This window comes from Intrasporangium sp. (assembly GCF_030452765.1).
Taxonomy (GTDB): Bacteria; Actinomycetota; Actinomycetes; order Actinomycetales; family Dermatophilaceae; genus Intrasporangium_A.
Genome location: NZ_JAKDLO010000128.1, coordinates 1 through 13681 on the forward strand (window position 1 = coordinate 1; position 13681 = coordinate 13681).

The following is a 13681-nucleotide window of genomic DNA, read 5'->3' on the forward strand; positions in this document are numbered from 1 at the left end:
CTACCGTGCATGACCGCCCCGCTCTCTGCGAGAAGAGACCTTGGTGCCTTTTTAGTGGTCCACCCGACAGCCGTCAACTGCGGCCCGTCAAGATCAGGCACTTGGCTCACCCGCCTGCTCGGACAGACTGCCGACGTCTGACCCTCGTCTGACCCGCGCGAGGGGCGTGGGGGGAGCCGGCGCGCTGCCGTCTCGCGGGTGGCTCCGTCCGCCATCGACGGACCGTTCGAGGGGAGCGCGCGGGTGGCCTACGGCATGGGTAGGACCGGCTCGCCGTCGAGGGTCCGGCTCATGATCCGCTTCCAGATCGGGGCGGCGTAGCAGGCGCCGGTCATCGACGCGCAGTACTTGCCGGCCATGGAGACGTTGAACATCCGGCGGGTCGGGTCGGTCGGGTTGCCGACCCAGACCGCGGTCGCGAGCTGTGGGGTGTAGCCGACGAACCACGACTGGGAGTTGCCGTCGGCGGTCCCGGTCTTCCCCGCGGACTGGCGGCCGTCGAGCTGGTTGCGGATGCCCGAGCCGTTGGTCATGTTGTACATGAGGTATCTCGTCGCCTGCTTGACCGGTCCGGACGGCTCGACCCGCTTGCACGACGGCTTCGGCTGCCAGATGGGCTTGCCGCCGCGCAGTACCTCGGTGACCGGGTAGGTCTGGCAGAGCACGCCATCCGCGGCGATACCGGCATAGGCGTTGGCGAGCGTCTGCGGCGAGATCGTCTGGGCGCCGAGGATGACCTGCGGCGGGTACTTGCCGATCGGCGACCCGTCGGCGTCGTGCATGCCGAAGGCGAGCATCGTGTCGCGGATGTGGCACACCCCGAGCCGCTCGGCCAGAGCCACGAAGGCGGTGTTCGTCGACATCGCCGTCGCCCGCATCAGGGACATGTGTCCGCCGCCGGGGGTGTCGTTGTAGACGTGCCAGGGCTGGTAGAGCCCGCACGGCTGGGGGAACTGTTCGGGTGTGAACGTCGCGTAGTGGTGGGCGTCCGCGTGCGGTGCGTCGACGGTCGCGTCCAGCCCGAGCCCCTGATTCATGGCAGTGACGAGCGCGAATGCCTTTGCGGTGGAGCCGAACTGGAAGCCGCCGGACCCGCCGTAGGTCTTGTCGACGGAGTAGTTGATCGCGGTGACACCCTGCTTCGGGGTCAGGCCGAACTGGGTGTTCTGGCCGAAGGCGAGGACCTTGCCGGTGCCGGGCTCGGTGACGTAGGCCGCGGCCGAGACGCCGATGTGGTTCTTCTCCGGGGCGACCTCGCGGATCGACTCGTCGACGGTCTGCTGGATCTTCGGGTCGAGGGTGGTGTGGATCGTCAGCCCCCCGCGGTAGAGCAGGTCATGGCGAGCCTGGGCGGTCTTGCCCAGCGCGGGTTGCTGTAGCAGCCAGGCGATGACGAACTGGCAGAAGTACGGCTCCGGTGAGGCAGCGCAGGTGCTCGGCGGCTCGGTGACGTGCAGGTCCTTCTTGAGGGGGTGCTTCTTGGCCTTCGTCCACGCGGAGTCGCTGATGATCCCGAGCTCGTGCATCCGGTCGAGGACGACGTCGCGACGGGTCTGGGCGGCCTTCGCGTGGTGCACCGGGTCGGTCGTGCTCGGGCTCTGGACCAGCCCGGCGAGGGTCGCCGCCTGGGTCAGCGTGAGCCGGCTCGCGGGGACATCGAAGTAGTGCCGGGCCGCGGCTTCGACCCCGTAGGCACCGTCACCGTAGTAGGCGATGTTGAGGTAGCCCTGCAGGATCTGGTCCTTCGTCCAGGTGTGCTCGAGCCCGATCGCGTACCGCAGCTCGACCAGCTTGCGCACCAAGGTCTTGGCGGTGGCGGCCTCGGCGGCCTGGTCGTTGCCGGCCGCGAGGGCCTGCGCCTGCAGGCTCATCTTGACGAACTGCTGGGTGAGCGTCGAGGCGCCCTGGCTCGCGGTCCCGGTCCGGAGGTTCTCGATGATGGCGCGTCCGATTCCCTCCGGGTCGATGGGGCCGTGCTCGTAGAAGCGGCTGTCCTCGATGGCGACCTGGGCCTCGCGCATGATCGGTGCGACCTTGCTCAACGGGACCACGATGCGGTACTGGTCCTGCGGGGTCGCGATGAGTGAGCCGTCGGCGGCGAGAATCCGTGACCCCTGGGCGAGCGGGTTGACCGTGAACGAGCTCGGTAGCGAGTTGAACGCGTCGTCTCCGGCTTGCGCGAGCCTCCCGAGTGCGGCGACCGGCGGGGCGGCGACGCCGGCAGCGAGGACGCCGAGCAGAACCGCCACCCCGGCGAAGGCGGTGAGCAGCGTGATGGTCCGGTGCATCGCGTTCCTGTGAGCCATCCCTTCGACGGTAGGTGCACAGTCTGGACGTTTGCTGGACGTCCTTCGGCTGGCAGGTGGCTACACCTGTGGCCATGTCGATCACCGGGCCCCTGGCACTGAAGGATGTGAAGAACAGGCTCTCGGAGGTCGTCGACCAGGTCGAGCGGGAGCACGATCGGGTCGTCATCACCAAGCACGTCCGCCCGGCTGCGGTGGTGGTGTCGATCGACGATCTGGCCTCGCTCGAGGAGACCCTGGACGTCATGGGTCGCCCCGAGCTCATCGCACAGATCCGTGTGAGCCTCGCTGAGAGCCGTCGCGGTGAGGCCGAGGTACTGACCAAGGATCAAGCACTCGGGCTCTTGTCTGGGTGACCGATGGAGATCGCATGGACGCCACGAGCGAAGCGCGCACTCCAGCGACTCCCGGAGAAGGTCCCCTCTGCCGTCGTCGAGTTCGCATATGGGCCGCTCGCGCACAACCCGCGGCGTGTCGGCAAGCCCCTTCGTCTCGAGATGGACGGGATCTACAGTGCCCGCCGGGGCGACTTCCGGACCCCCTATCGCGTGAGTGATGTCGTCACGATCGTGGTCATCGATCATCGCGCTGACATCTACCGTCCAGGCTGACTGCGGCCTTGCTGCGGCACTCAGTCCACGCCGTGGGTCACCGCACCTCGATGACGACCGGCGCGTGGTCGGAGGCACCCTTGCCCTTGCGCTCCTCGCGGTCGATGACGGCACCGGTCACCCGTGCAGCGAGCGTCGGTGAGCAGAGCGCGAAGTCGATCCGCATGCCGCGCCGCTTCGGGAACGCGAGCCTCGTGTAGTCCCAGTACGTATAGGTCCCCGGCCCCGGGTGGAACGGCCTGACGACGTCGGCGAACCCGGCGTCGACGACCGCCTGGTAGGCGGCCCGTTCTCCTGGCGACGTATGGGTCTTGCCCTCGTAGTACTCGACGCTCCAGACGTCCTCGTCGAAGGGTGCGACGTTCCAGTCGCCGAGCAGAGCGATCTGCGCCGTGGGATCGGCCGCCAGCCAGGCTCGCCCGGCGGCGGCGAGGGCCGCGAGCCACTCGAGCTTGTAGCCCATGTGCGGGTCCTCGAGCGTCCGGCCGTTGGGGACGTAGAGCGACCAGACGTGCACTCCGGCGCACACCGCCCCGATCGCGCGGGCCTCCGGCGCGCTGGGGTCGCCCCAGCCCGGCATCCCGTCGAAGCCGAGGCACACGTCCTGCAGGCCCACGCGCGAGGCGATGGCGACACCGTTCCACTGGTTGAGGCCGTGCTGCACGACCTCGTAGCCGAGCCGCGTGAACCGCTCGAACGGGAACTGGTCGTCCCGCGCCTTCGTCTCCTGGATCGCGAGGACATCGATGTCCACCCGCGTGAGGAACGCCTCGACCCGATCGATCCTGGAGCGGATGGAGTTGACGTTCCACGTGGCGATGCGCATGACCCCCAACCCTATTCGTGGGGTGGTCCGCTTAGGGTGGCGGCATGGCACAGCCCAAACCCATCGCCCTCGTCACCGGCGCGACCTCCGGCATCGGCCTCGAGTTCGCGCGCCAGCTCGCTGCCGGCGGGCACGACCTCGTCATCGTCGCCCGCGACACCGCCCGCCTCGAGCGGGTGGCCGACGAGCTGAACAGCACGTATGCCGCTCACGCCGAGACGCTCCCGGCCGACCTGGCCCAGCGGACGCAGCTACAGCGGGTGGCCGACCGGCTGGCCGACCCGGACCGGCCGGTCGACGTGCTCGTCAACAACGCCGGGTTCGCCCTCAAGGGGCAGTTCCTGCAGAACGACGTCGCCGACGAGGAGCGCCATCTCGACGTCCTCGTCCTGGCCGTCCTCGTGCTTTCCCATGCGGCGGCGAGGGCGATGTCGACGCGGGGGAGGGGCCGTATCGTCAACGTCTCGTCCGTCGCGGGTTTCCTCACGTCCGGGACGTACTCGGCCGCGAAGGCCTGGGTGACGACGTTCACCGAAGGCCTCGCGACCGAGCTCGCCGGTACCGGCGTGACGGCGACGGCGCTCTGCCCGGGCTTCACCCACACCGAGTTCCATCAGCGGTCCGGCATCCGCAGGGACTCTACGCCGGGGTTCATGTGGCTCGAGGCCAGGCGCGTGGTCGCGGACGCGCTGGCCGATGTCGAGAAGGGCCGGGTTCTCTCGGTGCCCGGGCCGCAGTACAAGGCCGTCGTCGGACTGCTGCGGGTCATGCCTCGCTCGCTCGTGCGCAGCCGCGCCCGCACCCTGCGTCGTTCCGGCTCGGGTGGCGAGTCCTCCGGGTCCGGGGGCCACTGACCTGTCGAGCGGGCAGCACGGCCCGGTCGAGCGGGCACCACTTCCCGACCGAGGGGCCTCGAGAAGTGCGATTGACGTGGCAGCTGCGTCCTCCGCGCTACACCCAGATCTTTCGCGGGGTGTGGGTCGACTCGGCGGTGGAGTTGGACACGCTGACCCGGGGACGTGCGGCCCTGCTCGTGACGCCGAAGCAGAGCGCGCTGTCACACCACACCGCCACACCACACCGCGGCCGAGATCTGGGGCGGCGCTGTCCCCGACGAGCCTGATATCCATGTCACCAGTGCTGGGCTCCCGAGCCGCAAGGATGGGATCGTCGGACACCGGGCCCGACCGCACACCAAGGTGGAGCAGTTCCGCGGTGTCCGGCTCACCGCGCCTGCCCAGACCTTCACCGACTTGCGGCAGCTGTCGTTGGTCGACCTCGTCGCACTCGGTGACTCTCTCGTGCGCAAGGACCGCATCAGTCCGGACGAGCTACGGGAAGCGGCGGCGGAGGTCAGGGGCCAAGCCGGTGCGCACCTGCGGCGAGGGGCCTTGAGAGCGACAGAACGAGGGTCAACAACAACCGGCCTTCACACCCGGCCCGTCTTGACCACGAGAACTGCTGTTGGTGTGGGTTGTCGTGGTGGCTCGGCGCGGCGGGGACCGCTCAGCGTTCGTCGAGCATGACCTCGATCGAGTAGCCGTCGGCGCGGTACGAGTGGTCGCCGTACTCGACGGGGTTGCCGGCGGCGTCGAAGGCGCACCGGGTCATCGTCAGTACGGGCTGAGAGGGCTTGAGGCCCAGATGGCGTCGCTCGGTGGCGGTCGGAGGCCGCGCCCCGATGGTCTGGCGGGCCACGACCGGCCGGATCCCACGGTCACGGAGCAGGCTGTAGAGGCCCCGAGAGCACAGCTCGTCCTCGGTGATGTCGGCGAACCTGGGCGGCAGCCAGTTGTGCATGACCGCGAGCGGATCGTCGCCGGCATACCGGAGGCGCACGAAGTTGAGGATCTTCTCGTCGAGCGGGAGGTCGAGCGCTGCGGCGGCCTTCTCGTCGACGTCGACGCTGAACGAGAGGACCTTCGTGTGCGGCTCCCGGCCGACGAGGCGCAGGTCGTCGTACAGGCTGGTCAGCTCGGCCTTGCGATGCACGCGACTGTTGGCCACCCGGGTGCCGAGCCCGCGACGGCGCACGAGCAGTCCCTGGCCCACCAGCTCCTGGATGGCGCGTCGGATCGTCGGTCGGGACAGGCCCAGGCGCTCGGTCAGGGCCATCTCGTTCTCGAAGGGGTCGCCGGGCTGGAGCGTACCGTCCGTGATGGCCGTGGCCAGCTGCTCGGCGAGCTGGTGGTAGAGCGGCATCGGCGAGCCACGATCGATGTGGACCTCGACTCGCTCCACCATGAGCGAAGCGTAGGGGAGCGACGTTCAGATAACAATACGTCCGAATGTCCTAACAAAGGCTTGACACCTGGGTTGCTGTCCGCAACGCTGGTCGCCATGCGAATCGGACTTGCCGGCGTGGGCCGCATCGGCGCCTTCCACGCAGACACCCTCTCGGGCCTGCCCGGGGTCAGCCAGGTCGTCGTGACCGACCAGGACGCCAGGTTGGCACAACAGGTGGCGGCCGACAAGGGTCTCGAGGTCCAGCCCGGCGTCGACGCGCTGCTCGCCTCCGGTGTCGACGCCCTCGTCATCGCCACCGCCACACCCGGGCACGCGCCGCTTCTTCGCCAAGGACTTGCCGCCGGTGTGCCGACCTTCTGCGAGAAGCCGGTGGCCGCGACCCTGGGGGAGACGATCGAGCTGGCCCACCTCGCCGCGGGCTCCGAGGTCCCGGTTCATATCGGGTTCCAGCGCCGCTTCGACATCGGCTACCGCAATGCCAAGGCTGCCATCGAGTCCGGTGAGCTCGGTTTCATCCACTCGATCCGGGCAGCTACGCACGACCAGTCCCCACCACACGCCTCCTACATCCCGACGAGCGGTGGGATCTTCCGGGACTGCAACGTCCACGACTTCGACATCATCCGTTACGTGACCGGACGCGAGGTCGCCAGCGTCTACGCGACCGGCGCGAACAAGGGAGCCGCCTTCTTCCGGGAGGCCGGCGACGTCGACTCGGCCGCCGCGATCCTCACCCTCGATGACGACACGCTCGTGCTCGTCTCGTCCACCCGCTACAACGGCGGCGGCCACGACGTCCGCCTGGAGATCCACGGCGAGCAGGGCGCGGTCGCGGTCGGCCTCGACGACTCCCTCGCCTTCCGGTCCGCCGAGACCGGCGTCGACTTCCCCAAGGGTCCGCAGAAGTGGTCCTTCATGGAGCGGTTCCTGCCTGCCTACCGCGCCGAGCTGAGCGCATTCCTCGAGGTCGCAGCCGGGCGCACGCCGAGCCCGTGCACCGTCGACGACGCCCTCCAGGCCTTCCGCGTCGCCGAGGCCTGCGAGCGCTCCCGCGCCGAGCGCCGCCCGGTCGACCTGACCGAGATCAAAGGAGCATGACCGTGACCGACCCTGTCGCCGCACGCATCGCCGGCGCGCCCATCTCGTGGGGCGTGTGCGAGGTCCCCGGCTGGGGATACCAGCTCGCCCCGGACGCGGTCCTGCGCCAGATGCGCGAGCTTGGCCTGGCCGCAACCGAGTTCGGGCCCGACGGCTTCTTGCCGGACGCCCCGGCAGACAAGGCGCAGGCGCTGGCCGACCAGGACCTGCGGGCCGTCGGCCAGTTCGTACCTGTGGTGCTGCACGACCCCGACCACGACCCGCTGCCAGAGGTCGAGTCAGCCATGAGGGGTCTCGTCGCGGCCCAGGCGAGCACCGTCGTCATCGCCGCCGCGACCGGCGCCGAGGGCTACGACGAGCGACCTGTCCTCGACGACGACGGTTGGGCCACCCTGCTCGACAACCTCGACCGGATCGACGCGGCGGCCGCCGGGAAGGGCCTGACCGCGACCCTGCACCCGCACGTCGGGACGATGGTCGAGAGCGGCCACGAGGCGCAGCGAGTCCTCGCCGGCAGCCGTATCGGCCTCTGTCTCGACACCGGGCACCTGCTCATCGGCGGGGGAGACCCGGTGGCACTGGCGGCGGCGCACCCGGACCGGATCGCACACGTCCACCTCAAGGACGTCAGGCTCGAGCTGGCCCGGGCAGTGCAGGCCCACGAGACGACCTACACCGATGCCGTCTCCGCCGGGATGTACGTGCCTCTCGGACACGGCGACGTCGACATCGCGACGATCGTGCGTTCACTCGAGAGCGCCGGCTACCAGGGCTGGTACGTCCTCGAGCAGGACACGATCCTGACGGGCAGTCCCGCCGAGACCGGTGTCGACCCGGTCGCGGACGTCCGCGCCTGCATCGACCATCTGCTCTCTGTCGCGGTCGGGGCGTGACCACGATGGCCGACACAGCGGCATACGACCTCGTCGCCATGGGACGCACCGGGGTGGACATCTACCCGCTCCAGCACGGCGTCGGACTCGAGGACGTGCGCACCTTCGAGAAGTTCCTCGGCGGCAGCGCCACCAACGTCGCAGTCGCCGCGGCCCGGCACGGGCATCACGTTGCGATCGTCACCCGCACCGGCCAGGACTCGTTCGGGCGCTACATCCACCAGGCGCTACAGGGTTTCGGCGTGGACGACGCCTTCGTCTCGGCGGTCGAGGGCCCGCCCACCCCGGTCACCTTCTGCGAGATCTTCCCGCCCGACGACTTCCCGCTCTACTTCTACCGCTACCCGATCGCGCCTGACCTCATGATCGAGGCCGACGAGCTGCCCCTCGATGCGATCCGCGACGCGGGCATCTTCTGGTCGACCGTGACAGGTCTCTCCCAGGAGCCCAGCAGGACAGCGCATTTCGCGGCCTGGCAGGCCCGGGGTCGCAAGGTGCACACGGTCCTCGACCTCGACTACCGGCCGATGTTCTGGCCGCACCCCGAGGAGGCGAACACGGCCGTCGGCGAGGCCCTCGAGCATGTCACCGTCGCGGTCGGCAACCGCGAGGAGTGCGAGGTCGCCGTCGGTGAGACCGACCCCCAGCGCGCCGCCGACGCGCTTCTCGAGCGAGGTCTTGACCTCGCCATCGTCAAGCAGGGCCCGAAGGGTGTCCTCGCGGCGACCGCCGACGAGCGGGTCGAGATGCCGCCATTCCCCGTCGAGGTCGTCAACGGTCTCGGTGCCGGCGACGCCTTCGGTGGCGCTCTCGTGCATGGGCTCCTGGCGGGCTGGGACCTGCGCCGCATCCTGCAGTTCGCCAATGTCGCCGGAGCGATCGTCGCCTCCCGGCTCGAGTGTTCGAGCGCGATGCCGACGGCCCACGAGGTGGATGCCGCCATCGCGAGCGGGACCGTGCAGCGGAGAGCAGACCGATGAGCACAACCGAGGTCACCATCGAGGACCTGACCGAGATCCGCGTTCGCCAGCCGCAGCGCATCGCCGACGCGTGGGCAGCGCGCCGCCATCGAGAGCTCGTCCCGGCGGACGGCCGGCTGCTCATCGTCGCAGCCGACCACCCGGCGCGCGGCGCGCTGGGCGTGCGAGAGGACCGCATGGCGATGGGGAGCCGCACCGACCTGCTCGAGCGGCTCGCGACCGCCCTGGCCCGTCCCGGCATCGACGGGGTGCTGGGCACCCCCGACGTCCTCGACGACCTGCTGCTCCTGGGTGCCCTCGACGACAAGGTCGTCATCGGTTCGATGAACCGCGGTGGCCTGCAGGGTGCCGTCTTCGAGCTCGACGACCGCTTCACCGCGTATCGAGCCTCGGACATCGTGGCCAACGGCCTCGACGGCGGCAAGATGCTGACCCGCGTCGCACTCGACGACCCCGGTACCGCGGCGACACTCGAGGCCAGTGCCCGCGCCGTCACGGAGCTCGGGGCGGCTAGGGTCATGGCCATGGTCGAGCCGTTCTGGTCCGAGCGGCGGGACGGACGTGTCGTCAACCTGCTCGACCCCGACTCGACGATCAAGTCGATCCACGTCGCCTCCGGTCTCGGGGCATCGAGTGCCCACACGTGGCTCAAGCTGCCCGTCGTCGACGAGCTCGAGCGGGTCATGGACGCGACGACACTGCCCACCCTCCTGCTCGGCGGTGACCCGCAAGGACACCCCGATGACACCTACGACCTGTGGGGCCGCGCGCTCGAGCTTCCCGCCGTCCGTGGCCTCGTCATCGGGCGGGCCCTGCTCTACCCGCAGGACGACGACGTCGCCAAGGCCGTCGACATCGCGGCGGGACTGGTCCACGGGGGTACGGGGTGAGCGCGGACCGACGCGAGGACCCGACCGAGCGTCGGCGAGGCGGGTCCCACGCTCCGCGTGGGCGGCCCGGAGCGGAGCAAAGAGGCGCGGCGGTGGGTATGAGCGGGCGTGACAACGACCAGTGGGTCCGCCCCCTCGGGACGGCCGAGCGTGATGGCTGGCAGGTCTGCATCGACGCGTCGCTGCCTGGTTGGGAGCACACGAGCCTGTATGTCGCCGAGCTGGCGGCCGGCGGCGCCCGCACTCTCGCTGCCGACGAGTGGGAGCACATCGTCGTGCCGCTGTCAGGGGCCGTGACGGTCGAGTCCGACGGGCAGCAGCTGTCGCTGCAGGGCCGGTCGAACGTCTTCGCCGGGCCCACCGACGTCGCCTATGTCGCCCGAGACCTCGCCCTGACGGTGACGGCCAACGGCGGCCCCGCGCGGGTGGCCGTGTGTGGCGCGAAGGCCAGTGAGCGGCATACCCCCTCGGTCGCGCGGATCGCTCGTGAGAACGTCCCGGTCGAGATGCGCGGAGCCGGTCTGGCCAGTCGTGAGGTGCGCAACTTCGGCACTCCGGCGACGCTCGACGCGAACGCGATCATCGCGTGCGAGGTCCTGACGCCTGCGGGGAACTGGAGCTCCTACCCGCCGCACAAGCACGACGAAGAGCGGCCGGGGCAGGAGACCCAGCTCGAGGAGATCTACTACTACGAGCTCGCCGGGGGACCGGAGGCGGTTGGCTACCAACGCGTCTACGGGACCTCGGAGCGGCCCATCGACGTGCTCGCCGAGGTGCGCGCCGGCGACGTCGTCCTCGTCCCGCACGGCTGGCACGGGCCGACGACTGCGCCGCCCGGCTACGACATCTACTACCTCAACGTCATGGCCGGCCCCGGAACCGAGCGGGCCTGGCTGATCTGCGACGACCCGGCCCACGCCTGGGTCCGCGAGACGTGGCCCGGCCAGGCCGTCGACCCACGACTTCCCTTCGGAGGCAAGCGATGAACGAGACCGAACCGGTTCGCGAGACGGAACGCCTCACCGTGGCGCAGGCGGTCGTGCGCTTCCTCGCCAACCAGTGCAGCGAGCGCGACGGCCAGCGCCAGAAGCTCTTTGCCGGCTGCTTCGGCATCTTCGGCCACGGCAATGTCGCCGGGCTCGGGCAGGCGCTGCTGCAGAACGAGCTCGAGGCGGCCGAGGCCGACCGCCTCGAGTACGTCCTGGCCCGCAACGAGCAGGCCATGGTCCACACCGCCGTCGGCTACGCCCGTCAGAAGGACCGGCTGCAGACCTGGGCCTGCACGGCCTCAGTGGGCCCGGGCTCGACGAACATGCTCACCGGTGCGGCGCTCGCGACGATCAACCGCATCCCCGTCCTGCTCCTGCCGTCCGGCACCTTCGCGACGCGAGTGTCCGGCCCCGTTCTGCAGGAGCTCGAGCAGCCGTATGCCGCCGACGTGACGGTCAACGACGCGTTCCGTCCGCTGTCGCGGTTCTTCGACCGGGTGGATCGCCCCGAGCAGCTACCGTCGGCCCTGCTCGGCGCCATGCGTGTCCTGACCGACCCCGTCGAGACCGGTGCCGTCACGGTCGCCCTGCCCCAGGACGTGCAGGCCGAGGCCTTCGACTGGCCCGTCGAGCTGTTCGCCGAGCGGGTCTGGCACATCGCCCGTCCGCCCGCCGAGGCCGCGCGGATCGCGGCGGCCGCGGAGGTCATCCGCACGGCGCGGCGGCCTCTGCTCGTCGCCGGCGGCGGCGTGCACTACTCCGGTGCCGAGGACGCGTTGACGCAGTTCTGCGCGGCGACCGGGATCCCCGTCGGCGAGACCCAGGCGGGCAAGGGCTCGCTCCTGCACGGCGACCCGCAGCTCATGGGCGCCATCGGGTCGACCGGCACGACGGCGGCCAACGCCCTAGCCCGCGACGCCGATGTCGTCATCGGCGTCGGCACCCGGTGGGCCGACTTCACGACGGCGTCGCGAACCGCCTTCCAGCGCAGAGGTGTCCGCTTCGTCAACATCAACGTCGCGAACTTCGACGCCGGCAAGCAGGCAGGGCTCTCCGTCGTCGCCGACGCCCGGGAAGCGCTCTCCGCGCTGACCGACGCCCTGGCCGGGTGGAGCGCGCCGGACGAGTACCGCGCCGAGCAGACGCGGCTCTGGGAGGCCTGGGACGCGAATGTCGTCGCCGCCTACGACCCGCCCGCCGAGGTCACCGGCCGGCTCGCCGACGGCCTGCTCACGCAGGGCGAGGTCCTGGGCGCGATCAACGAGCTGACCGACCCGCGCGACATCGTCCTGTGCGCCGCCGGCTCGATGCCGGGCGACCTGCACAAGCTGTGGCGGGTGCGCGACCGCAAGGCATACCACGTCGAGTACGGCTACTCGTGCATGGGCTACGAGGTGCCGGCCTCGTTGGGTATCCGGCTGGCGGACGAGAGCCGCGACGTCTTCGCCATGGTTGGCGACGGCGGCTACCTGATGATGCCGACAGAGCTCGTCACCGCCGTCCAGGAGCGCATCAAGGTGGTGGTCGTCCTCGTCCAGAACCAGGGCTTCCACTCGATCGGCTCGCTGTCGGAGTCCCTCGGCTCGCAACGGTTCGGCACCCGCTACCGCTACCGGGACGAGCAGTCCGGCCGCCTCGACGGGGACTCCCTGCCCGTCGACCTCGCCGCCAACGCCCGCAGCCTCGGAGCCCACGTCATCGAGGTGCACGACCGGGAGGGTCTCGAGGCCGCCGTCAAGGAGGCCAAGGCCGCACCTGCCCACGGCGGGCCCGTCGTCATCCACGTCGAGACCGACCCGAGCATCTACGCTCCCGACAGCGACTCGTGGTGGGACGTTCCGGTCTCGCAGGTCAGCGAGCTCACTTCGACGCGAGCGGCATACCAGACCTACCTCGGCTACAAGGCCACCCAACGCCCCCTCATCACCTCCTCCGAAGGAGCAGGCCACCGATGACCCGACCCGTCCAGCTCGGCAGCGCCCCCGACTCATGGGGCGTCTGGCACCCCGACGACCCGCAGCAGACCCCGTGGGAGCGGTTCCTCGACGAGGTGGCCCAAGCCGGCTACACCCGGATCGAGCTCGGCCCGTTCGGCTACCTTCCCACCGACCCTGCCCGGCTGCAGGACGAGGTCGGCAAGCGCGGCCTCACCATCACCGCGGGGACGATCTTCGAGCACCTGCACCGGCCCGACTCGTGGGACTCGACGTGGCGCGACGTCTCCGCCGCGGCTCGCCTCACGGCCGCCGTCGGCGCCAAGCACCTCGTCGTGATCCCCGAGTTCTGGCGTAACGCCACCACCGGTGAGGTCCTCGAGGAGCCCCAGCTGCGGGACGACGAGTGGGGCCCATATGCCGCCCGGATGAACCGGCTCGCGCGACAGATCCGCGACGAGTACGGCCTGCAGATCCAGTTCCACCCCCACGCCGACACCCACGTCGACACGCACGTCAACGTCGAGCGGTTCCTCCACGAGACGGACCCGTCGCTCGTGTCCCTGTGTCTCGACACCGGGCACATCTCCTACTGCGGTGGCGACAACCTCGCCCTCATCCGCGACTACCCCGACCGCATCGGCTACGTGCACCTCAAGCAGGTCGACCCTGCGGTCGTCGAGGCGGCCCATGCCGAGGGCGTCGGCTTCGGCGAGGCCGTGCGGCGCGGGGCGATGTGCGAGCCCCCGCTCGGCATCCCCGACATGCCGCCGATCCTAGAAGCGCTCTCAGGCCTCGACGCCGAACTCTTCGCCATCGTCGAGCAGGACATGTACCCCTGCCCGCCCGAGGCGCCCTTCCCCATCGCGCAACGCACCTACCAGTACCTGACCACCTGCGGAGGCGG

The 13681-nt window shown here is 70.1% G+C and carries 13 protein-coding genes; 10 read left to right on the forward strand and 3 right to left on the reverse strand.

Features of this window, described 5'->3' with window-relative positions:
- Positions 1–248: 248 nt before the first annotated feature.
- Positions 249–2306 (reverse strand): transglycosylase domain-containing protein, encoded by a 2058-nt coding sequence (locus L0H79_RS15225; protein WP_301485481.1) that lies wholly within the window; start codon positions 2304–2306, stop codon positions 249–251.
- 74 nt (positions 2307–2380) lie between these two features.
- Between L0H79_RS15225 and L0H79_RS15230 the strand changes: the two genes are divergently transcribed.
- Both L0H79_RS15230 and L0H79_RS15235 read left to right on the forward strand, forming a co-directional pair.
- Complete coding sequence (locus tag L0H79_RS15230) at positions 2381–2662, forward strand: type II toxin-antitoxin system Phd/YefM family antitoxin (protein ID WP_301485482.1); 282 nt, start codon at positions 2381–2383, stop codon at positions 2660–2662.
- A gap of 3 nt (positions 2663–2665) precedes the next feature.
- A complete protein-coding gene (locus L0H79_RS15235) occupies positions 2666–2917 on the forward strand; it encodes a type II toxin-antitoxin system RelE/ParE family toxin (RefSeq protein ID WP_301485483.1) in 252 nt (83 codons plus the stop codon).
- Between the two features lie 37 nt (positions 2918–2954).
- Here L0H79_RS15235 and L0H79_RS15240 read toward each other — a convergent pair whose 3' ends face one another.
- Positions 2955–3743: an exodeoxyribonuclease III gene (locus L0H79_RS15240; RefSeq protein ID WP_301485484.1), complete on the reverse strand. Its 789-nt coding sequence runs from the start codon at positions 3741–3743 to the stop codon at positions 2955–2957.
- A gap of 44 nt (positions 3744–3787) precedes the next feature.
- Here L0H79_RS15240 and L0H79_RS15245 point away from each other — a divergent pair, with 44 nt between their 5' ends.
- Positions 3788–4597, forward strand: a complete 810-nt coding sequence (locus L0H79_RS15245; RefSeq protein WP_301485485.1) for an SDR family oxidoreductase — start codon at positions 3788–3790, stop codon at positions 4595–4597.
- Between the two features lie 652 nt (positions 4598–5249).
- Here L0H79_RS15245 and L0H79_RS15250 read toward each other — a convergent pair.
- A complete protein-coding gene (locus tag L0H79_RS15250; protein ID WP_301485487.1) occupies positions 5250–5987 on the reverse strand; it encodes a GntR family transcriptional regulator in 738 nt (245 codons plus the stop codon).
- 96 nt (positions 5988–6083) lie between these two features.
- Between L0H79_RS15250 and L0H79_RS15255 the strand changes: the two genes are divergently transcribed.
- The 7 genes from L0H79_RS15255 to L0H79_RS15285 form a co-directional block, all read left to right on the forward strand.
- Entirely contained in the window at positions 6084–7088 is a 1005-nt protein-coding gene (locus tag L0H79_RS15255) for a Gfo/Idh/MocA family oxidoreductase (protein WP_301485488.1), read from the forward strand.
- The gene (locus L0H79_RS15260; protein ID WP_301485489.1) at positions 7085–7981 is read left to right on the forward strand and encodes a TIM barrel protein; all 897 of its coding nucleotides are present in this window, start codon (positions 7085–7087) and stop codon (positions 7979–7981) included. The genes L0H79_RS15255 and L0H79_RS15260 overlap by 4 nt, the downstream gene beginning before the upstream one ends.
- A gap of 5 nt (positions 7982–7986) precedes the next feature.
- Complete coding sequence (gene iolC, locus L0H79_RS15265) at positions 7987–8961, forward strand: 5-dehydro-2-deoxygluconokinase (RefSeq protein ID WP_301485495.1); 975 nt, start codon at positions 7987–7989, stop codon at positions 8959–8961.
- Positions 8958–9851, forward strand: coding sequence for a deoxyribose-phosphate aldolase (locus L0H79_RS15270; protein WP_301485490.1), 894 nt, complete (start codon positions 8958–8960; stop codon positions 9849–9851). The genes iolC and L0H79_RS15270 overlap by 4 nt, the downstream gene beginning before the upstream one ends.
- A 98-nt stretch (positions 9852–9949) precedes the next feature.
- The gene (gene iolB / locus L0H79_RS15275; RefSeq protein WP_301485491.1) at positions 9950–10837 is read left to right on the forward strand and encodes a 5-deoxy-glucuronate isomerase; all 888 of its coding nucleotides are present in this window, start codon (positions 9950–9952) and stop codon (positions 10835–10837) included.
- Positions 10834–12795, forward strand: a complete 1962-nt coding sequence (iolD, locus tag L0H79_RS15280; protein ID WP_301485492.1) for a 3D-(3,5/4)-trihydroxycyclohexane-1,2-dione acylhydrolase (decyclizing) — start codon at positions 10834–10836, stop codon at positions 12793–12795. The genes iolB and iolD overlap by 4 nt, the downstream gene beginning before the upstream one ends.
- Positions 12792–13681: TIM barrel protein (locus tag L0H79_RS15285; RefSeq protein WP_301485494.1), on the forward strand; the 890-nt coding region annotated here is incomplete at its 3' end. The genes iolD and L0H79_RS15285, both read left to right, overlap by 4 nt.